This window comes from Mesobacillus sp. MER 48, assembly GCF_023714225.1.
Taxonomy (GTDB): domain Bacteria; phylum Bacillota; class Bacilli; order Bacillales; family Cytobacillaceae; genus Mesobacillus; species Mesobacillus oceanisediminis_A.
The window spans coordinates 21,336-41,701 of sequence record NZ_JAMAUR010000013.1; the positions used below are offsets into that span (position 1 = coordinate 21,336).

18 protein-coding genes and 2 tRNA genes are annotated in these 20,366 nt (G+C 45.6%); 17 read left to right on the top strand and 3 right to left on the bottom strand.

Translation table 11 applies throughout. The annotated features are described in order from the left end of the window. Positions 1-138: 138 nt before the first annotated feature. From glmU to M3593_RS22640, 14 genes are all read left to right on the top strand, one after another. A complete protein-coding gene (glmU, locus tag M3593_RS22575; protein WP_144481344.1) occupies positions 139-1,512 on the top strand; it encodes a bifunctional UDP-N-acetylglucosamine diphosphorylase/glucosamine-1-phosphate N-acetyltransferase GlmU in 1,374 nt (457 codons plus the stop codon). An 18-nt stretch (positions 1,513-1,530) separates the two neighbouring features. Continuing rightward, positions 1,531-2,487 (top strand): ribose-phosphate diphosphokinase, encoded by a 957-nt coding sequence (locus tag M3593_RS22580; RefSeq protein WP_144481345.1) that lies wholly within the window; start codon positions 1,531-1,533, stop codon positions 2,485-2,487. 689 nt (positions 2,488-3,176) lie between these two features. Further along, entirely contained in the window at positions 3,177-3,809 is a 633-nt protein-coding gene (locus M3593_RS22585; RefSeq protein ID WP_251544905.1) for a 50S ribosomal protein L25/general stress protein Ctc, read from the top strand. Between the two features lie 136 nt (positions 3,810-3,945). Further along, positions 3,946-4,506 (top strand): aminoacyl-tRNA hydrolase, encoded by a 561-nt coding sequence (gene pth, locus M3593_RS22590; protein WP_251544904.1) that lies wholly within the window; start codon positions 3,946-3,948, stop codon positions 4,504-4,506. Positions 4,507-4,654: 148 nt separating this feature from the next. Next, positions 4,655-4,885, top strand: coding sequence for an anti-sigma-F factor Fin (fin, locus tag M3593_RS22595; RefSeq protein ID WP_144481348.1), 231 nt, complete (start codon positions 4,655-4,657; stop codon positions 4,883-4,885). A 183-nt stretch (positions 4,886-5,068) separates the two neighbouring features. Then, positions 5,069-8,605, top strand: a complete 3,537-nt coding sequence (gene mfd / locus M3593_RS22600) for a transcription-repair coupling factor (protein ID WP_251544903.1) — start codon at positions 5,069-5,071, stop codon at positions 8,603-8,605. 265 nt (positions 8,606-8,870) lie between these two features. Continuing rightward, the gene (gene spoVT / locus M3593_RS22605) at positions 8,871-9,407 is read left to right on the top strand and encodes a stage V sporulation protein T (protein WP_144481350.1); all 537 of its coding nucleotides are present in this window, start codon (positions 8,871-8,873) and stop codon (positions 9,405-9,407) included. A gap of 180 nt (positions 9,408-9,587) precedes the next feature. Beyond that, positions 9,588-11,192, top strand: a complete 1,605-nt coding sequence (locus tag M3593_RS22610; RefSeq protein ID WP_251544901.1) for a putative polysaccharide biosynthesis protein — start codon at positions 9,588-9,590, stop codon at positions 11,190-11,192. A 30-nt stretch (positions 11,193-11,222) separates the two neighbouring features. Further along, positions 11,223-12,686, top strand: a complete 1,464-nt coding sequence (gene yabN, locus M3593_RS22615) for a bifunctional methyltransferase/pyrophosphohydrolase YabN (RefSeq protein ID WP_251544900.1) — start codon at positions 11,223-11,225, stop codon at positions 12,684-12,686. 39 nt (positions 12,687-12,725) lie between these two features. Further along, positions 12,726-12,998 (top strand): RNA-binding S4 domain-containing protein, encoded by a 273-nt coding sequence (locus M3593_RS22620; RefSeq protein WP_251544899.1) that lies wholly within the window; start codon positions 12,726-12,728, stop codon positions 12,996-12,998. Between the two features lie 87 nt (positions 12,999-13,085). Next, positions 13,086-13,388 carry a sporulation protein YabP gene (gene yabP, locus M3593_RS22625; protein WP_079504197.1) on the top strand — a complete coding sequence of 101 codons (303 nt, stop codon included), beginning with the start codon at positions 13,086-13,088 and terminating at the stop codon, positions 13,386-13,388. After that, positions 13,385-14,020, top strand: coding sequence for a spore cortex biosynthesis protein YabQ (gene yabQ, locus M3593_RS22630; protein WP_144481417.1), 636 nt, complete (start codon positions 13,385-13,387; stop codon positions 14,018-14,020). Before yabP ends, yabQ begins: the two co-directional genes overlap by 4 nt. 48 nt (positions 14,021-14,068) lie before the next feature. After that, positions 14,069-14,467 (top strand): FtsB family cell division protein, encoded by a 399-nt coding sequence (locus M3593_RS22635; RefSeq protein WP_251544898.1) that lies wholly within the window; start codon positions 14,069-14,071, stop codon positions 14,465-14,467. A gap of 74 nt (positions 14,468-14,541) precedes the next feature. Further along, positions 14,542-14,997, top strand: coding sequence for a S1 domain-containing RNA-binding protein (locus tag M3593_RS22640; protein WP_144481415.1), 456 nt, complete (start codon positions 14,542-14,544; stop codon positions 14,995-14,997). A gap of 158 nt (positions 14,998-15,155) precedes the next feature. Here M3593_RS22640 and M3593_RS22645 read toward each other — a convergent pair. Further along, positions 15,156-15,227 (bottom strand) — tRNA-Glu (locus M3593_RS22645). Positions 15,228-15,314: 87 nt separating this feature from the next. Further along, positions 15,315-15,388, bottom strand: a tRNA-Met gene (locus M3593_RS22650). A gap of 283 nt (positions 15,389-15,671) precedes the next feature. Between M3593_RS22650 and spoIIE the strand changes: the two genes are divergently transcribed. Then, a complete protein-coding gene (gene spoIIE, locus M3593_RS22655; protein WP_251544897.1) occupies positions 15,672-18,146 on the top strand; it encodes a stage II sporulation protein E in 2,475 nt (824 codons plus the stop codon). A 43-nt stretch (positions 18,147-18,189) separates the two neighbouring features. Here the strand turns inward: spoIIE and M3593_RS22660 are convergent, their stop codons facing one another. Beyond that, entirely contained in the window at positions 18,190-18,375 is a 186-nt protein-coding gene (locus M3593_RS22660; RefSeq protein ID WP_251544896.1) for a hypothetical protein, read from the bottom strand. Positions 18,376-18,531: 156 nt separating this feature from the next. Between M3593_RS22660 and M3593_RS22665 the strand changes: the two genes are divergently transcribed. After that, positions 18,532-19,269 (top strand): vWA domain-containing protein, encoded by a 738-nt coding sequence (locus M3593_RS22665; RefSeq protein ID WP_251544895.1) that lies wholly within the window; start codon positions 18,532-18,534, stop codon positions 19,267-19,269. Beyond that, the gene (locus tag M3593_RS22670) at positions 19,238-20,263 is read left to right on the top strand and encodes a protein kinase domain-containing protein (RefSeq protein WP_144481412.1); all 1,026 of its coding nucleotides are present in this window, start codon (positions 19,238-19,240) and stop codon (positions 20,261-20,263) included. The genes M3593_RS22665 and M3593_RS22670 overlap by 32 nt, the downstream gene beginning before the upstream one ends. Positions 20,264-20,366 lie beyond the last annotated feature (103 nt).

Below are 20,366 nucleotides of genomic sequence, written 5' to 3' on the forward strand. Positions count from 1 at the left end.
AAAAATTTATCCATCTATTTGGAAAAATACCTTCCCCCCTAAACTGACAAATAATTGTACTTGTTCTTCTATTCTTGAAATGGCCGGCTATTTAAGATATATTCGTAATGGATAAAAAGGTAAATTGGAGGCCTGCTAATGTCTAATCGTTATGCAATCATTTTAGCAGCCGGTCAGGGAACAAGAATGAAGTCCAAGTTGTATAAGGTGCTTCACCCTGTATGCGGCAAGCCAATGGTACAGCATGTAATTGACCAGGTGAAAAGTCTTGATATAAACGAAATCGTGACCATTGTCGGTCATGGCGCCGAAAAGGTGAAAGAGCAGCTTGGCGAGGATAGCCAGTATGCCTTGCAGGCGGAACAGCTGGGAACAGCCCATGCTGTACAGCAAGCGAGTGAAATGCTTGCAGATAGGGAAGGGGTCACCATTGTTGTCTGCGGTGATACTCCGCTGATCAAGGGAGAAACAATGGAAGCTCTTTTCAAGCACCATGAAGAGACACGCGCCAAAGCGACCATCCTGACTGCAAGAGCGGAAGACCCAACTGGCTACGGCCGTATCGTCCGGAATGCAGAAGGCTTTGTCGAAAAAATTGTCGAGCACAAGGATGCGAATGAGCAGGAAAGAACCATCAATGAAATTAACACAGGTACGTACTGCTTCGATAACAAAATGCTATTCGAAGCGATCCAGAATGTATCAAATGATAATGTTCAGGGGGAATACTATCTTCCTGATGTCATCGAAATCCTGAAAAACCAGGGTGAAACTGTATCAGCATACGTTACGGATAATTTCGCTGAAACGCTTGGCGTAAATGATCGTGTTGCACTTGCCGAGGCAGAGCGCACGATGAAAAAGCGAATCAATGAGTTCCATATGCGCAATGGTGTTTCGATTATCGATCCTGATAATACCTATATTGGACCGGATGTAGCAATCGGACAGGACACAGTCATTTTCCCGGGAACGACACTTTCCGGCAGCACAGACATCGGATCTGAATGCCAGATTGGACCAAATACTGAAATTAGCAGCTGTGAGATTGGAAACAATACAGTTATCCGTCAATCAGCGGCCTTTGACAGCAAGATTGGCTCTGAAGTCAATATTGGGCCATTTGCACATATCAGGCCTGCTTCTGATATCCATGATGAAGTGAAGATCGGCAATTTCGTCGAAATTAAAAAAGCGGTATTCGGCAAAGGAAGCAAGGCTTCCCACCTGAGCTATATCGGTGATGCAGAAGTTGGCGCTGATGTGAACATCGGCTGCGGATCGATCACAGTGAATTATGATGGCAAAAATAAATTCCTGACCAAGATTGAGGATGGCGTATTCATTGGCTGTAATTCAAATCTTGTTGCACCAGTGAAAATCGGCAAAGGCGCATATGTTGCGGCCGGTTCGACGATCACTGAAGATGTCCCAGGTGAAGCACTTGCGGTAGCACGTGCCCGCCAAGTCAACAAAGAAGATTATGTAGGGAAAATGAACGTAAAGAAATAAGAGTCTTGGAGGTCCCCAATGTCAAACCAGTATCTTGATCCAAATTTGAAGGTTTTTTCACTTAACTCAAACGTAGAACTAGCCCAGGAAATCGCGCAAGTCATCGGAGTCGAGCTCGGAAAATGTTCTGTATCCCAGTTCAGCGATGGAGAAATCCAGATCAATATCGAAGAAAGTATCCGTGGCTGTGATGTATATGTCATCCAGTCTACCAGCTCTCCAGTAAATGAGAACATCATGGAATTGCTGATCATGATTGATGCATTGAAGCGTGCATCAGCTAAAACAATCAATATTGTTATGCCTTATTATGGATATGCACGTCAGGACCGCAAAGCCCGTGCCCGTGAACCAATCACAGCTAAGCTTGTAGCGAACCTGCTTGAGACTGCCGGTGCTACCCGCGTAATCACGCTTGATCTTCACGCTCCGCAAATTCAGGGCTTCTTCGATATTCCAATCGATCACCTGATGGGTGTGCCAATTCTTTCTGAACACTTCAAAAGCAAGGAATTGAATGGCGACGTCGTCATTGTTTCTCCTGACCATGGCGGAGTTACTCGTGCAAGAAAGATGGCTGAAAGGCTGAAAGCGCCGATTGCGATCATCGATAAGCGCCGTCCAAAGCCGAATGTTGCTGAAGTTATGAATATCGTTGGTAACATCGAAGGCAAGATTGCGATCCTGATTGATGATATCATTGATACAGCCGGCACCATTACATTAGCGGCAAATGCCCTCGTTGAGAATGGAGCACTAGAAGTGTACGCTTGCTGTACGCACCCTGTATTGTCAGGTCCGGCGATTGAGCGTATCGAAAACTCTAAGATTAAAGAACTGGTAGTGACAAATACAATTGCGCTTCCGGAAGAAAAGCGCATTGGAAAGATCGATCAGCTGTCTGTTGCTCCACTGATTGGGGAAGCGATTATCCGCGTCCACGAAGAGCAATCCGTCAGCACATTGTTTGATTGATTTTATAAAGGGATTACAGGCTTGCCAATCGGCAAGCCTACTCTTGTTTCTGATTGCATTTACAAACGAACTGGGCTAACCAATTCGCTTCCGCTTTTTCATGCCTTTCCGCAGGAAAAGCTGAAGCTGCCAAGATAAGCACGTTATTGTGACAGGTTTTAAGGACAAAGGGTCAAAGCTGTCAAGAAACCCTCGTTATTGTGACAGGTTTTAAGGACAAAGGTCCAAAGCTGTCAAAAAAACCTCGTTATTGTGACAGGTTTTAAGGATAAAGGTCCAAAGCTGTCAAGAAACCCTCGTTATTGTGACAGGTTTTAAGGACAAAGGGTCAAAGCTGTCAAGAAACCCTCGTTATTGTGACAGGTTTTAAGGATAAAGGGTCAAAGCTGTCAAGAAACCTTCGTTATTGTGACAGGTTTTAAGGACAAAGGGTCAAAGCTGTCAAGAAACCCTCGTTATTGTGACAGGTTTTAAGGATAAAGGGTCAAAGCTGTCAAGAAACCTTCGTTATTGTGACAGGTTTTAAAGATAAAGGATCAAACCTCTCAAGAACCTGAAGCAATTTACTGTGCAGAGCGAAAGGGCCATGTTAATAAAAGCGTTTTAAAAAAGTAAAACGTTTAGACCTTCCTGTTTTGGGGCATTTTTTATATAGACAAGTACTAACGAAATAGGAAGGGGACAAAATCATGGGTGCATTATTGAAAGCAAATGAACGCACAAATGCTCAACGTTCTGCCTTGAGGAAATTACGTCAAGAGGGGAAAATCCCGGCTGTCGTATACGGAAGGAATACAGAAAATCAGTCGATTTATATTGACAGTATCGAATTTATTAAAACGATTCGTGAAAATGGCAGAAATGGTGTTATATCGCTTGATGTCAATGGCAAACAGCAGGACGTCATGCTTACTGATTACCATCAGGACCATGTTAAAAATGAAATTTTGCATGCGGATTTTCTTGCGGTGGACAAGAGTTCTAAGGTGCATACGAGCGTCAGGGTGAACCTGGTCGGCGAGGCAGCGGGTGTGAAGGATGGAGGCGTCCTTCAGCAGCCGCTCCATGAGGTGAATATCACAGCGACACCGGGAAATATTCCGGATTCGATCGATGTGGATGTCACGAACCTTCAGGTCGGAGAGAATTTGACTCTGGCTGATGTTAAAACAGGAAACTATGAATTAAATGATGATGAAAGCACGGTAATCGTTTCAATCCTTCCTCCTAAGGTGGAAGAAGAAATCAACTCCGGTGAAGAACAAGAACCAGGAGAGCCTGAAAATGAAGAAGGAAGAGAAACGGAAGCAAGCGGAGAATAAAGATGCAATGGACGTAGCCTGAAAGGGTTACGTCTTTTGCGGTTTTCATGTACATTAGAAAAGGATGGTTTTTCTGGCAGCCCCTGCATCGAGGGGAAGCCTAAAACCTTAAGTTTTTGGTTAGGGGTGTGGAAAGTTGAAATTATTCGTGGGGCTTGGGAATCCAGGAAGACAATATGACCAGACTAGGCATAATATCGGCTTTGAGGTCATTGATGAATTATCCAAACGGTGGAATATCCCATTGGATCAGGCAAAACATAAAGGGCTTTATGGTAAGGGATTTGTGGGCGGAGAAAAGGTCATTCTTTTGAAGCCGTTAACCTATATGAATCTGTCTGGTGAATCAATCAGGGCGGTTATGGACTTTTATGATATAGATGTGGAAGATTTAGTCGTGATTTACGATGACCTTGATATGCCTACAGGCAGGATTCGTTTGCGTCAAAAGGGCAGTGCAGGGGGCCATAATGGAATAAAATCCACTATCGCCCATACAGGCACACAGGAATTCAAAAGGATCAGGGTGGGCATAAGCCGTCCGACGAATGGAATGGCGATCACGGATTGGGTGCTTGGCCGTTTTACCGCAGAGGAGAAGGACCAGATGAATGAAGCTGTGGTGAAATCCGCAGATGCTTGTGAAGCATGGATCAAGAAGCCGTTCCTGGAAGTCATGAATACGTTTAATCAGTAAAATACATCAGGGAAGAGAGTACACGAAATCATTTCAATCTTCTGATTAAGTAATATAATGTTAAAATAGAATCATACAATAGGCTAAGTGCATAAGTTCCTCACAACGGGTCAATAATGAATAATGACTTAAATTGGGAGGGACGGGCATGGCTATACATTATCATTGCCGTCATTGCGGCACGAATATTGGCTCATTGGACAGGTTGTCTGTCCACAGTGAAAGCTTAGGGTTGCACAAGCTGACAGAGGAAGAACGCCAGGAAATGGTTTCTTACTCAGGTGATGGCGACATTCATATAAAATCGATTTGTGAAGATTGTCAGGAAGCCCTGGAACGCAACCCGGACTTCCACCAGCATGACTACCTGATTCACTGACAAGCTTTGGATTCCACATCCAAAGCATTTTTCTGTTTACAATATTCACTATCTTGAAGTGATCATAGGCTCTGATCAACCGGTTTCTCTTAAACCGTTAGACCCGGAATGAATATCAACAGCCATGTTTAATAAAGCCAAGTTAAAAGATTAGGATTTTTAAAAAGAGAGGGAGAGGTTTGGATGCAGGGGCTGAAAGCTCTTTTTAGTCATCAGGATGATGTCCAATCTGTCATTTCCGGAATGGAAGCGGGTCTCAGGGAACAGCTCGTTGCAGGCCTGTCCGGTTCGGCAAGGACGGTTTTTTTAGCGGCGATTTACGAACAGACGAAGCGCCCCGTCCTGATTGTGACACATAATTTATTGCAAGCTCAAAAGCTATATGATGACATGATGAATTTAGTAGGGGAAAATGACGTTTATCTTTATCCCGCCAATGAACTGATTGCTGCTGAAATCAGCATTTCCAGTCCTGAGCTTAAGGCGCAGCGGATCGAAGCTTTGAATCATTGGAGCAAAAAGAAAACGGGGATTGTGATTGTCCCAATGGCGGGTTTGAGAAAGCTATTGCCGCCGAAGGAGCTTTGGTCAAAATTCCAGATGTCATTTAAGGTTGGCGAAGAAATTGAACTGGAATCCATATTGAACCGCTTCGTCAGCATGGGCTATGTACGGGCGGAAATGGTGTCCGCACCTGGGGAATTCAGTGTCCGCGGCGGAATCATTGATATCTACCCGCTTACTTCTTCGGATCCGATCAGGATCGAACTGTTTGACACGGAGGTAGATTCAATCCGGACGTTCTCGCTTGAGGATCAGCGGTCAAAGGAAAAAATGAAAGCCGTGGCGATCGGGCCTGCGACGGAAAACCCGATTGAGCATGAACAGCTGGACCGGATGGTTTCAGGCATCAAGGAAGGCCTGGCGAAAAGCCTTAAAAAGCTCAAGGATGACAAAGCGAAGACGCTGATGTCACAGAATATCGGCTATGAACTGGAACAGCTCCGCAACGGGCAAAAACCGGATCAAGTGTTTAAATACTTATCGATTGCATACGAAAAGCCTCAAAGTTTAATAGATTACTTGCCGTCGAATGGTTTTCTGTTTATTGATGAAATCAGCAGGGTGCAGGAGATGAACGAGTCGCTCAGCAAGGAAGAAGCTGAATGGTATACAAGCCTCCTGGGCGAAGGGCAGATAATCCATGATTTGAAAATTTCTCACCATCTTCCTGAATTGATGAGTAAAACCCAAAAGCCGATTGTCTATTTATCGTTATTTTTACGGCATGTGCCAAACACGAGTCCGCAGAATATCATCAATATCTCCTGCAAACAGATGCAGAACTTCCACGGGCAGATGAATGTGCTGAAAGGAGAAGTCGACCGTTGGCGCAAAGGGAATTATGCAGTCATTTTTGTCGGTCCTGATGCCGAAAGGGTGAAGAAGCTAGAGCGTGTCCTCGAAGACTATGAGATTGATGCAGTAAAGGTGGGCAGCAAGCAGGAATTGCTGCCAGGGAAGGTGCAGATCATCCAGGGAAGCCTGAATACCGGCTTCGAATTCCCGATCCAAAAGATTGCCGTGATCACGGAAGAGGAGCTTTTCAACAAGAAAACAAAGAAGCCGGCAAGACGGCAGAAGCTTTCGAATGCAGAGCGGATCAAAAGCTATTCAGAACTGAAAATCGGCGACTATGTCGTCCATGTCAATCATGGAATCGGGAAATACCTTGGCATTGAAACGCTTGTCATCAATGGTGTCCATAAGGATTATCTTCACATCCGCTATCAAGGGACGGATAAGCTGTATGTCCCTGTAGAGCAGATTGACCTTGTCCAGAAGTATGTGGGCTCTGAAGGGAAAGAGCCAAAGGTCTACAAGCTGGGCGGAAGCGACTGGAAGCGTGTCAAGAGCAAGGTGCAATCCTCTGTCCAGGATATTGCCGATGATCTGATCAAGCTATACGCAGAGCGTGAGGCGAGTGTCGGCCATGCTTATTCACCGGATGGCGAAATGCAGCGCGATTTTGAATCGTCCTTCCCCTATCAGGAAACAGAGGACCAAATCCGTTCCATCCATGAAATCAAGCGGGATATGGAGCGTGAAAGACCGATGGACCGCCTGCTGTGCGGAGATGTTGGCTATGGGAAAACAGAGGTGGCCATCAGGGCAGCATTCAAAGCAATTGCAGACGGGAAGCAGGTCGCATTCCTCGTGCCGACGACCATCCTGGCACAACAGCATTATGAAACACTTCGTGAAAGGTTCCAGGACTTCCCGATCAATATTGGCCTCATGAGCAGGTTCCGCACACGCAAGCAGCAAACGGAGACCATCAAGGGCTTGAAAGCGGGAAGCGTCGATATTGTCGTCGGGACCCACAGGCTTTTATCAAAGGAAATCACTTATCGTGACTTGGGCTTGCTGATCATCGATGAAGAGCAGCGGTTCGGGGTCACCCATAAAGAGAAAATCAAGCAGCTGAAGACGAATGTCGACGTCCTGACTTTAACAGCAACTCCAATCCCGAGGACGCTGCATATGTCGATGCTTGGTGTCAGGGACCTGTCCGTCATCGAAACACCGCCGGAAAACCGTTTCCCTGTCCAGACATATGTCATGGAATATAACGGGGGACTCGTCCGTGAAGCGATTGAACGGGAACTGGCGAGGGACGGACAAGTATACTTCCTATATAACCGTGTCGAGGACATTGAACGGAAAGCAGAAGAGATTTCCATGCTCGTGCCGGATGCACGCGTTACTTTTGCCCACGGCCGGATGACTGAAAATGAGCTTGAATCGGTGATGCTTGGTTTCCTTGAGGGAGAGTATGATGTCCTTGTCAGCACGACGATCATCGAAACGGGTGTGGACATACCGAATGTAAACACCTTGATTGTTTATGATGCCGATAAAATGGGACTTTCCCAGCTATACCAGCTGCGTGGAAGGGTTGGACGCTCCAACAGGGTGGCCTATGCCTATTTCACCTACAGGAAAGACAAGATTCTTACAGAAGTGGCGGAAAAGCGCCTGCAAGCCATCAAGGAGTTCACTGAACTCGGCTCCGGATTTAAAATCGCGATGCGTGACCTGTCGATCCGCGGTGCCGGAAATCTGCTCGGTGCCCAGCAGCATGGCTTCATTGATTCAGTCGGTTTTGATCTGTATTCACAAATGCTCAAGGAAGCCATCGAAGAACGCAAGCCTGAAAAAGAACAGATTCGCAAGCCTTCAATTGAAATCGACCTGGAGCTTGATGCCTATATCCCGGACAGCTATATTTCCGATGGCCATCAAAAAATCGAAATGTATAAGCGATTCCGCGGTATCGAGACATTGAAGGATATCGATGAATTGAAAGAAGAGATCACCGACCGCTTTGGGGATTATCCGCAGGAGGTTGGAACCTTATTCAAGGTGGCAGAGCTTAAGGTCTATGCCATTACCGCAGGAGTGGAATCCATCAAACAGGCGAAGCAGGATGTGACGATCCTGTTATCAGAGAATGGCAGCACCCGGATTGACGGACAAAAGGTGTTCAAGCTGAGCAGCCAGTACAGGAATGCTGTAGGGCTTGGCATGGAAGGCAACAAGCTAAAGATGGTTGTCCATACAAAAGCATTGAAGGACAATCGTTGGTTCGACATTACTTTCGAGATGGTTAAGGGACTGCACGACTCCCAAAAGGAACAGGAAAATACTGTATCCTGATATGTGGAAATATTTTGTAATACAAATGTAAAACAAGAAGGTGTTTCAAAAAAGATAGACAAGGGTAATTTTTGTGTGTACGCAAAAGTTGACTGGAAGGTTTATCCGTTTTTGGCACCTTTATCACTTCAAAGAAAATAATGATGAGAAGTGTATAGAACTTTCCATATGAAAGATACTAAGTTCAAATCTTGGTAAAGATGATGAATAAAGCCATTATCGCTACCAAAAAAATAATCATCAGATGAAAGTGAGGCAACGTTGGATGAAAGCAACTGGTATTGTTCGTCGAATCGATGATTTAGGTCGTGTCGTTATTCCTAAAGAAATTAGGAGAACCCTTCGTATTCGTGAAGGAGATCCACTTGAGATTTTCGTGGACCGTGATGGTGAGGTAATCCTTAAGAAGTATTCACCAATCAGCGAGCTGAGCGATTTTGCGAAGGAGTATGCAGAAGCGCTGTATGACAGCCTTGGCAACCCGGTTCTGATCTGCGATCGAGATACTTATATCGCAGTGGCGGGCGGTTCCAAGAAGGACTACCTGAATAAAAACATCGGTGAACTAGTCGAGAAGACAATGGAAGACCGTACTTCCTCGCTTGTGAACCAGCAATCTAACTTCGCGCTTGTGGATGGTAATGAAGAGTCTATTTCTTCTTATACAATCGGGCCGATCATCGCTAACGGAGACCCAATTGGGGCCGTAATCATCTTCTCTAAAGAAGGGTCACTAGGAGATGTTGAACAAAAAGCAGTGGAAACTGCTGCAGGCTTCCTTGCAAGACAGATGGAGCAATAATCGAGAGTTTTAACCGTATTTTCTATCATACCTGAAGGGGCAGCTGACAAAGCTGCCTTTTTTCATGCCCTGGTTTATTACGGCTATTTTACAATTGATAAAATGGCTTCTTGGCTTGGAGCCGTCATGTTCATGCTATGATATAATACGTTTGAAACTGAAATTGGAAGGAGATGGGCGATGAAGCCCGTTGCAGATTCAAACGAATTGATGAAGGGAGCCATGGTCCTTACTCTGGCAGCCCTGGTTACAAAAATATTAAGCGCTGTATACCGTGTCCCATTCCAGAACATTGTCGGAGACATTGGTTTTTATATTTATCAGCAGGTATATCCCTTTTTTGGCATTGTCATGGTTTTATCTACATATGGATTTCCTGTGATCATTTCGAAATTATATACGGAGGAGCAGGCTGCCGGCCATCATGGCAGAGCGGACAGGCTGTTGGCCATCTCGCTTGTGTTTCTCAGCTTGATCGGGGTGCTGCTTTTCCTCTTCTTCTTTTTTGGAGCGTCATGGATTTCCGGTAAAATCGGAGACCCTGAATTAACTCCACTATTCAAAGTCGTATCGATCCCATTTTTGCTCTTCCCGTTCATCTCTGTGTTCCGAGGTTACTTTCAGGGGAAGGGAAATATGGTTCCGACAGCGATTTCCCAGGTTTCGGAACAATTCATCCGTGTTGCGACCATCCTGATTTTATCAGCATTCTTTGTACGGCAAGGTTTCTCACTTTATGTAACGGGAGCCGGCGCTGTATTCGGATCAGTAACTGGGGGCCTGATCTCTGTGCTGCTGCTTGGCTTTTATTTCTGGAAAAATAGAGGCGGAGACCCATTCAAGCATTTTCAGGCCAAAGACCTGTTCCATGACACAGCCTGGGCCGTAAAAGCTCTTGTTGTCCAGGGCCTTGCGATCAGCGTCAGTGGCATGCTGTTGATCCTGTTCCAGCTTGCGGACTCATTGAATATGTATTATTCCTTGCTGGATACAGGGCTGACGGCAGACGAAGCAAAGTCGGCAAAAGGGATTTTTGACCGTGGACAGCCGCTCATCCAGCTGGGTGCTGTTGTTGCTACATCGATGTCATTGAGTCTTGTACCAGCCATTTCCGGGGACAAATCAAGTGATCGTCATGAGGGAATCCTCGCGAAAGTCAGGCTGGCGCTTCAAACAAGCCTGGTTTTTGGCGCGGCAGCTGCGGTGGGATTATCCAGCATCATGGTCCCGGTGAATATCATGCTGTTTAAGAATGCCGCTGGATCAAATGTCCTGGCAGTGCTAAGCCTGATGATTTTATTTGCCTCTGTCATCTTGACGATCATGAGCATCCTTCAGGGTCTTGATCACTCGCTGTTCCCGGCAGCAGTCGTTATTGCCGGATTCGGCATGAAATATATATTGAATCTTATCCTGATCCCGAATTTTGGGACGATGGGAGCTGCCTGTGCCACCCTGCTAGCCATGCTGGCTGTCATGATGGTCCTGATTGCAAAATTGCGGCGCGAACTTGGCGGGCCTGTTTTATCACTCGTATTTATCGGGAAAATCCTGCTATCCTCGGCTGTGATGGCTGTTATTTTGCGATTCTTCCTGTTTATAACAGATTTCGGTTATGGATATATTGAACCAGACAGACTCGGAGCTATTTTCCAGGCATTAAGCTCAGTGGCTGTTGGGGCACTTGTTTATTTTTTAGTGCTGATTAAAACGAGGGCTTTGACTGAAGATGAGCTGGCGACCCTGCCATTCGGAAGCCGGATTGTGCAGCTGTTCTCCAGGTAATGCTTAAATTTAAGAAGGAGGAAGCAGGAAATGACGAAAAAGATTGTCATCATCGGGCTGGGCGCTGGCGACCTCGACCAGCTGCCGCTTGGTGTATATAGAAAATTGCAGCAAGAGAAGAACCTGTTTTTACGGACAAAGGAGCATCCGGTGGTTGCTGAGCTCGAGAAGGAGGGCATGCAGTTTCAATCGTTCGACGCAGTCTATGAGAAGCATGACCAGTTTGCGGATGTATATGAGGAAATCACTGAGTTTTTGCTGGCAGAAGCAGACAAGGAACCTGTAACTTATGCTGTTCCCGGACATCCTTTGATTGCGGAGCGGACCGTGCAGCTATTGCTTGAACGAGGTCCAGAACGTGAAACGGAAATTGAGATCGGAGGCGGCCAAAGCTTCCTTGATGCGATGTTCCAGTCGCTGGCGATTGATCCAATCGATGGATTCCAGCTGCTTGACGGCACTGCTCTGTTAAAAGAAGACCTCTTGCTGAAAAGCCATACAATCATCGGCCAGGTGTATGATGCGTTTGTAGCCTCTGAAGTGAAGCTGACGTTGATGGAAAAATTGCCGGATGACTACGAGGTATACATCGTCACGGCAGCAGGAAGCAGTGGGGAAGTAATTAAAAAGGTTCCATTATATGAACTTGACCGGGAGATGGAATTGAGCAATCTGACATCGGTATATGTTCCTCCGGTTGAAGAGGAACAGATTTTATACAAGGATTTCCGGAAGCTGCGTGGAATTATATCAGAACTGAGGGGTCCAAACGGCTGCCCTTGGGATAAAAAACAAACCCATCAGTCCTTGAAGAAATACTTAATTGAAGAATCATACGAGCTGCTCGAAGCCATCGACAATGACGATATTGACCATATGATAGAGGAATTGGGAGATGTGCTCCTGCAGGTCATGCTTCATGCCCAGATTGGCGAGGATGAAGGATATTTCTCCATTGACGATGTCATTGAAGGATTATCATCAAAGATGGTTCGCAGACACCCTCATGTTTTTGGCAACAAGACAGCAGAAAATGAAGAGGACGTCATGCGCAACTGGCAGGAAATCAAGGAGCAGGAAAAAGGCGGCGCCGTAAAATCATTGCTCGAGGGAGCCGGCAAAGGGCTGCCAAACCTGCTGAAGGCTTATGAACTGCAAAAAGAAGCAGCAAAAGTCGGCTTTGACTGGAAGACAGTTGCCCCTATCCTGGATAAAGTTAAGGAAGAAATTGAGGAGCTGTCAGCTGAAATAAGCGGGAACGGCCGGTTTGATGACATTCAGCTTGAATACGGAGACATGCTGTTTGCACTCGTGAACTTTGCAAGGCATTACGATATTAATCCGGAAGAAGCGTTATACAAAACAAACCAGAAATTCATACGGCGTTTTGCTTTCATCGAAGAGAAGGCAGCTGAAAATGGCCGGAAGCTCGAGGAACATTCCCTGGATGAGCTGGACGCTTATTGGGACGAAGCTAAGAAAAAAGGATTGTAAGGTAAATCAAACCAATTTTAAAAAAGGGGTTTAACTGCGATGAGGCTGGATAAATTTTTAAAGGTGTCAAGATTGATCAAAAGAAGAACATTGGCAAAGGAAGTATCGGACCAGGGAAGGATTTCCATCAACGGTGTTCCGGCAAAAGCGAGCACCAATGTCAAAGCGGGCGATGAACTGGCGATCCGTTTTGGACAGAAAGTGGTTTCCGTCAAAATTGAGCGGATCCAGGAGAATACCCGTAAGGAAGACGCGGCTGAAATGTATACAATCCTTGGGGAAGAGCGAATCCCGGGGGACGACGAAGAGTAAACCTGGCTTCGTCGGAAGGCTTGTTCTATTCTGCCTTATCCAATCATAAACATGTACAAAAGTGCATTATGATTGTGAGGGGTTAAGATGAGCCAATATTATGAAACGAATCAGACAAAGAGCAACTTGCCGGATCACGATTTAGTGATGAGAGGCAGACGGACATTGGAAATCACAGGGGTAAAGCAGGTTGAAAGTTTTGATAACGAAGAGTTCCTGCTGGAAACGGTCATGGGGTTCCTGGCGATCAAAGGCCAGAATCTGCAAATGAAGAATCTGGATGTCGACAAGGGTGTCGTCTCGATCAAGGGGAAAATCTTCGATCTGGTCTATCTCGATGACCAGCATGGGGAGAAAGCTAAAGGGTTCTTTAGCAAGTTATTCCGATGACACTGTCGACCCAATTTTTGACGATGCTCGCCATGATTGGGATGGGCAGCCTATTCGGAGCTTCACTTGATACGCATAACAGGTTCCTGAAAAGGTCGAAGCGGAAATCCTGGATTGTCTTCATCAATGACATCCTGTTCTGGGTATTCCAGGGTTTGTCGATTTTTTATGTGTTATTTTCAGTAAATATGGGAGAATTGCGTTTTTATATTTTCCTGGCATTATTATGCGGCTTTGCTGCCTATCAAAGCCTATTCAAGAAAACGTACCTAAAGGTGCTCGAGCGCGCGATTTCTATCACCATCAATATCTATTTGTTCTTTGTAAAGGCTGTCAGGCTGCTCATAGTCAGGCCGCTGCAAATGCTGGCCGCCACTGCTCTATCACTCGTGCTCATTACGGGGAGAGGCCTTTATGTTCTGTTAAAATGGCTTCTTTCCGTTTTATTGTGGCTGCTGAAAAACATCATTTGGAAGCCAGTTAAGATGATTTTCCTACTTTTTTGGAAACTTTTGCCGAAAACAGTTAAAAAAAGCGTCGAGAAGTTATATAATAAATTGGCAGGATTTCTAATTATAGTAAAGAATTATTCTACTAAGCCGATAAAATGGATAAAGAACTTAAAAAAATAGGCAGTTTAAAAATATGCCCTAAAATAAATGTAAGGAGGACTGCGGGGAATGAGTGTCATCAGGAAAAAGAACATAGCCAGGATTGAAAATCAATATGTACAGCAGCGTGAAAAAGCAGGTATAGCTGAAACCAGGAAGCGGAAACTGCTATTCAGGCGCCTCGCAGTCTTTGCTTTATTCGCATCAATCATCTCCTATTTGATGATCTCTACCTTCATTTCCCAGACGGCAGCGCTGGAAAAGAAGCAGGAGGACAAAGCTCAGCTTGAGCAAAAGTTAGCAAACCTCCAGAAAAGGCAGGAAATTCTGGATGAGGAAATTGTCAAATTGAACGATGACGAATACATAGCGAAGCTTGCCCGTAAGGAATACTTCCTATCCGAAAAGAATGAAATCATCTTCAACCTTCCTAAAGAGAAAAAGGACTCCCAAGATTCGCCTTATTGACACTCTTTTTTTATATTCTGTATAATATAAGGTAAGTTTGATTTTTTATATCTTTAAGGAGGCAAAACTTTTTTATGTCAATCGAAGTAGGCAGCAAGCTACAGGGAAAGGTAACAGGTATTACAAATTTTGGGGCGTTCGTGGAACTGCCGGGCGGTTCAACCGGACTCGTTCATATCAGTGAGGTTGCTGACAATTATGTCAAGGATATCAATGACCACCTCAAAGTAGGCGACCAGGTTGAAGTGAAGGTAATCAATGTTGAAAAAGACGGTAAAATTGGTTTATCTATCAAAAAAGCTGTTGACCGACCAGAACGACCAGAGCGACCTGCAAGACCAGAAAGAACTGATCGACCATACTCCCAGCGTCCACGTGGCGGCGGAAGAGGAAATGACAACCGAAATGCCCGTCCTGAAAATTTCGAGTCAAAAATGGCGAAATTCCTGAAGGACAGTGAAGACCGTTTGTCATCTCTGAAACGCGCTACCGAATCCAAGCGCGGTGGAAGAGGAGCCAGAAGAGGGTAACTTGCTGCTAAGTGAATATAAATAATAGCAGGTATTATGCTATACCAAGACAAGTCGATCGCTGGCTTGTCTTTTTGTTTTTTTCTTAAAAAAGTGCTCATCTTAAAATAAAAAACCTCGCTCCTTTAAAAGGAACGAGGTTTTTGCAGTGTGTTGTATGACCCCTACGGGATTCGAACCCGTGTTACCGCCGTGAAAGGGCGGTGTCTTAACCGCTTGACCAAGGGGCCGTATAAAGATTTTATGTGTCCAGCTGCGGCTCCTAGCTCCTCGAGTCTCTTCGATTGGAGCTAAGCAGTCGCCTGCGCTTTTCTAAGTAGCGGCGGAGGGGATCGAACCCCCGACCTTACGGGTATGAACCGTACGCTCTAGCCAGCTGAGCTACACCGCCATATTGGTATTGTTTTGAGGCACAAGAAATATAATACATAGATATTAAAATAGTGTCAATGGATTTTTTAAAAGAAAGATAAAAAAGTAAGAGGTAATTTTTAGAGGTCTCTGCAAAATTTCAACATGCGGCGAAAAATAATCCGTGGTTTTTCGAGGAATTGCTTTGTTTACGGGGAAATGAGTCGAACGAAAATTGGTAGCTTGTCCTTGTTTTTGACAAACTTCTGGATTGCTCCCTTTTATAATAATCAGCAACGATAAAAAAGTGGGGAGTGTATTTAATGCAAAAGGTAGAAAGGAACATGATGGAACCGATCGGTGAAGTTCATCTCGAGGAATCGCGATTCAGATTGGCAAAAGGCATGTCGAAGCTGCAATCCAAGATCGAAACCCTTTTCCTGAAAAAAGGCTATATATTCTTGTTCATTGGATTCTTGCTTGGCCGTGCCTTGATACTGGCACAATTAACCCCTTTTAGCCTTCCATTTTTTGCGGCCGTTTACCTCATCCGTAAAGACCGAGCCCCAATTGCACTGTTTGGACTGGTTGCTGGAGCCGCGACCCTATCTTTTACAGACGCGGTTTTCACCTTCGGCTCGGTATTCCTGTTCTTGCTTCTCTACAAACTGACAAAAAAGTGGATCAAGAACAATCTGAAAGTGCTTCCCTTCTATATATTTTTCACTATATTAATAGCCAAAATGTTGAAAGCTCTCATTTTGTCTGGAAATATTACAATGTATGAAGGGATGATGACAGGAGTCGAAGCAGGGCTGGGTTTGGTGTTGACATTCATTTTCCTGCAAAGCATTCCGTTGATGACCTCAAGTCTGCGCAAGCAATCTTTGAAAACAGAGGAAATTGTCTGTTTGATCATCATGCTTGCCTCTGTGATGACAGGAACAATTGGCTGGACCATTTATGACTTATCGGTCGAACACGTCATGTCCCGTTACTTAATCCTCATTTTTTCATTTGTCGCCGGAGCCACGGTGGGTTCTACAGTCGGTGTTGTAACAGGCCTGATTTTCAGTCTTGCGAATGTGTCTAGTTTTTACCATATGAGCCTGCTGGCATTTTCAGGTCTGCTCGGCGGCTTGCTGAAAGAAGGAAAAAAGCCGGGGGTAGCACTCGGACTGTTCATCTCCACACTTTTAATTGGCATGTATGGCGAGGGCGGGGGTGCCCTTAGCCAGACATTGACCGAGTCGGCTGCGGCTGTCCTGCTCTTTTTCCTGACTCCTCAATCACTTATGTCACGTATCGCCAAACATATTCCGGGAACAGCGGAGTACTCAGCAGAGCAGCAGCAATATATGAGAAAAATGAGAGATGTGACAGCACAGCGTGTCGTCCAGTTCTCGAATGTATTTGAAGCATTGTCGAAAAGCTTTTCGACTTTGCAGGTCCAGGATGAAACGATTGAAACAGATCGCGATATGGATTATTTCTTGAGCAATGTCACCGAAAAGACATGCCAGACTTGTTTTAAGAAAGACCATTGCTGGACAAGGAACTTTAATACAACCTATGATTATATGAGCGAAATTATGCAGGAGATGGATCAAAATTCCGGTGCAGTGCCCCAGAAACTATCCCGGGATTGGGACAAGCATTGCACGAGATCGAAGAAAGTTCTTGAAATCATGCAGCAGCAGCTGACCTATTACCAGGCCAACCGTAAGCTGAAAAAGCAGGTTCAGGAAAGCAGGCGGCTTGTTGCCGATCAATTGCTGGGTGTATCAGAAGTCATGGGCGATTTCGCCAAGGAAATCCAGCGTGAGCGCGAGAACCACTCCAAGCAGGAAGAGTTGATTCTGGAGTCTCTGCAGGATTTTGGCATTCATATCGAGCACGTGGAAATCTATAGCCTTGAACAGGGCAATGTGGATATCGATATGACCATTCCATATTGCCAGGGACATGGGGAATGCGAAAAGCTGATCGCGCCTATGCTGTCAGATATCCTCAAGGAAAACATCGTCGTCAATTCGGAAGAATGTTCGACATTCCCGAACGGTTTTTGTCATGTGACATTCCGTTCTGCCAAAGCTTTTGTCGTATCGACTGGAGTAGCGCATGCCGCCAAAGATGGAGACCTTGTTTCCGGTGACAGCTATTCGACCATTGAACTGAGCGGCGGGAAGTTTGCGATTGCCATCAGTGACGGAATGGGCAATGGAGAAAGAGCACATTCAGAGAGCAGGGACACACTGTTATTGCTGCAGCAAATCCTGCAATCTGGAATTGAAGAAAAAGTGGCAATCAAGTCAGTGAACTCCATTTTATCGTTAAGAACAACAGATGAAATATTCTCGACCCTGGACCTCGCTATGATTGACCTGCAAAATGCATCGACAAGATTCCTGAAAATCGGTTCGACCCCGAGTTTCATCAAGCGCGGCTCCAAGGTAATGAAGGTACAGGCAAGCAACCTGCCGATGGGCATTTTGCAGGAATTCGATGTGGATGTCGTTGGCGAGCAGCTGAAGGCTGGAGATCTGTTGATCATGATGAGCGATGGTGTTTTCGAAGGGCCGAAGCATGTCGAGAATTACGATCTATGGATGAAGCGGAAAATCAATGAGCTCCAGACCGAAGATCCGCAGGCCATCGCCGATTTGATCATGGAGGAAGTCATCCGTTCCCGCGGAGGGTCCATAGAGGATGACATGACCGTCGTTGTCGCGAAAATCGATCACAATATCCCGAAATGGGCATCGATTCCGATGGCTAATTATCAAAAAAGAGCCTAACCGCTTTAATAAGGCAATATGCGGTTCCCACTGGGAGAAATGTCTAGCTCCAGCGCCTAGCCCCTCGAGTCGCTTGTCTAGTGTCGCCTCCTAGAAACTCCGAAACTTCAACTCCGCCGGCAGAAGCAAAAAGCGCTTCTTTGTCGGAGTCTCCAGTTTCTGCGTTTCTGGACAGTCGGCTATACTTTTCGGTTTCGGTCCTGCCAATGAAGTCAAAGAACGACTTCACTGTCAGGCCCTCCAGCGCTTGTCGGGGCTGACCAAGGCGCTTTCGCTTTTCGTATGTATATTTCCCCTCTACTTCGTCGAAAATGGTAACAAATTTATTATAGGCTTCTTCCTTTTACTAGATTGTAAAAGTAGGGCCTGGAAGTGAGGGGATTGCATGAAAACAGGTACGATCAGGCAAATATTGCTCATTACAGATGGATGCTCAAATCAAGGTGAAGATCCGATCGCGATGGCTGCGCTGGCCAAGGAGCAGGGGATTACGGTTAATGTCATTGGTGTGATGGAACAGGACGTGATAGATGAACAGGGCATGAAAGAAATTGAGGGAATTGCGATGTCCGGCGGAGGTGTCAGCCAGATTGTGTATGCTCAGCAGCTTTCGCAGACAGTGCAGATGGTAACGAGGAAAGCGATGACCCAGACTCTTCAGGGAGTGGTCAATAAGGAGCTTCAGCAAATCCTTGGAGGGGGCAGGACAGTAGAAGACCTTCCTCCGGAGCAGCGCGGGGAAGTCATGGAAGTTGTGGACGAGCTTGGGGAGACGGTCGAGCTCGATGTGTTGATTCTTGTCGATACGAGCGCGAGCATGAAGCATAAGCTGCCGACTGTAAAAGAAGCCTTGCTGGACTTGAGTTTGAGTTTGAATGCGCGTTCAGGCGATAATCACTTTTCGGTGTTTGTATTTCCCGGGAAACGAAACGATGTCGAAAAATTGCTGGATTGGACACCTAAGCTTGAATCGCTTACCAGCATTTTTGCCAAGCTGACGACTGGCGGAATTACACCGACAGGACCGGCGATTCGTGAAGCCCTTTCCTATTTCAATAAAAAACGATCTTTAAGGAGCCTTCTGTCCCGTGATGATGAATCCTTCTTTGAAGAATCTGTGTAAGGTCATTCCCGGAACCATCATTGAAGGGAAATGGCATCACAATCGCTATACCATCATTAAAGAGCTTGGTTTTGGAGCCAATGGGATTGTTTATTTAGCAAGGCATGACAATAAACAAGTTGCATTGAAAATGAGCGATAATGGAATGTCGGTCACTTCTGAGGTCAATGTATTGAAAGCTTTTGCCAAGGTCCAGGGATCTGCCCTCGGGCCTTCTTTGCTGGATGTGGATGATTGGGAACGCCCTGGAAAGAAAGTCAGCTTCTATGTCATGGAATTCATAAAAGGACCGGATTTTCTCGCTTTTCTTGAGCAAAAGGGACCAGACTGGACTGGAGTGATGATCCTCCAGCTGCTGGCTGATTTGCAGCTGCTTCATGATAATGGCTGGGTATTCGGCGATTTAAAACCGGAAAATTTGATTGTGACAGGACCACCGGCGAGGATTCGCTGTATCGATGTCGGCGGAACGACGATGCAGGGCCGATCAATCAAAGAGTTCACGGAATTCTTCGACCGGGGTTACTGGGGACTTGGAAGCAGAAAGGCAGAGCCCGGGTACGATTTGTTTGCCGTCGGCATGATCATGGTCAACACTGTCTATCCGAAAAGGTTTACGAAGAACTCAGGCGGAATCAATGAAATCATGGAAAAGGTGAAGCAAAGCCCGGAGTTGAGGAGATACGAAAAGGTCATTTACAATGCACTGTCTGGGAAATACCGGTCTGCAAAAGAAATGAGGAATGATTTACTCCGGGTACATCAGCCGGATGCACCATCGAGAAACACTCGCCAGCAAAAGCCTGCCCCACAGAAGCAGACACAGCCGAGTCCGGCACGAAGCACTGTGAGGAGGTCATCATCAACAGCATCCGGACAGACGCGAAAGGGCTATAACAAGAGAAGGAAGAAGTCCTCCACTCTCGAAACCGCCACCATCATCCTGATTATCTCATTGTTATATTTTTTCTATATTTATAGCCAGATTACCTGATATTTTTGAAACCTTTTACGGGCTCATCCGTAGATAATGGATTAGAGTCCTCATTTTTGATAAGTACTATGGAAAGTGTTAAGCTGAAAAAATAATAAACCTA

Coding starts and splice junctions, on each gene's coding strand:
- glmU (WP_144481344.1), top strand. CDS start 139: ATGTCTAATCGTTATGCAATCATTTTAGCAGCCGGTCAGGGAACAAGA.
- M3593_RS22580 (WP_144481345.1), top strand. CDS start 1,531: ATGTCAAACCAGTATCTTGATCCAAATTTGAAGGTTTTTTCACTTAAC.
- M3593_RS22585 (WP_251544905.1), top strand. CDS start 3,177: ATGGGTGCATTATTGAAAGCAAATGAACGCACAAATGCTCAACGTTCT.
- fin (WP_144481348.1), top strand. CDS start 4,655: ATGGCTATACATTATCATTGCCGTCATTGCGGCACGAATATTGGCTCA.
- mfd (WP_251544903.1), top strand. CDS start 5,069: ATGCAGGGGCTGAAAGCTCTTTTTAGTCATCAGGATGATGTCCAATCT.
- spoVT (WP_144481350.1), top strand. CDS start 8,871: ATGAAAGCAACTGGTATTGTTCGTCGAATCGATGATTTAGGTCGTGTC.
- M3593_RS22610 (WP_251544901.1), top strand. CDS start 9,588: ATGAAGCCCGTTGCAGATTCAAACGAATTGATGAAGGGAGCCATGGTC.
- yabN (WP_251544900.1), top strand. CDS start 11,223: ATGACGAAAAAGATTGTCATCATCGGGCTGGGCGCTGGCGACCTCGAC.
- M3593_RS22620 (WP_251544899.1), top strand. CDS start 12,726: ATGAGGCTGGATAAATTTTTAAAGGTGTCAAGATTGATCAAAAGAAGA.
- yabP (WP_079504197.1), top strand. CDS start 13,086: ATGAGCCAATATTATGAAACGAATCAGACAAAGAGCAACTTGCCGGAT.
- yabQ (WP_144481417.1), top strand. CDS start 13,385: ATGACACTGTCGACCCAATTTTTGACGATGCTCGCCATGATTGGGATG.
- M3593_RS22635 (WP_251544898.1), top strand. CDS start 14,069: ATGAGTGTCATCAGGAAAAAGAACATAGCCAGGATTGAAAATCAATAT.
- M3593_RS22640 (WP_144481415.1), top strand. CDS start 14,542: ATGTCAATCGAAGTAGGCAGCAAGCTACAGGGAAAGGTAACAGGTATT.
- spoIIE (WP_251544897.1), top strand. CDS start 15,672: ATGCAAAAGGTAGAAAGGAACATGATGGAACCGATCGGTGAAGTTCAT.
- M3593_RS22665 (WP_251544895.1), top strand. CDS start 18,532: ATGAAAACAGGTACGATCAGGCAAATATTGCTCATTACAGATGGATGC.
- M3593_RS22670 (WP_144481412.1), top strand. CDS start 19,238: ATGATGAATCCTTCTTTGAAGAATCTGTGTAAGGTCATTCCCGGAACC.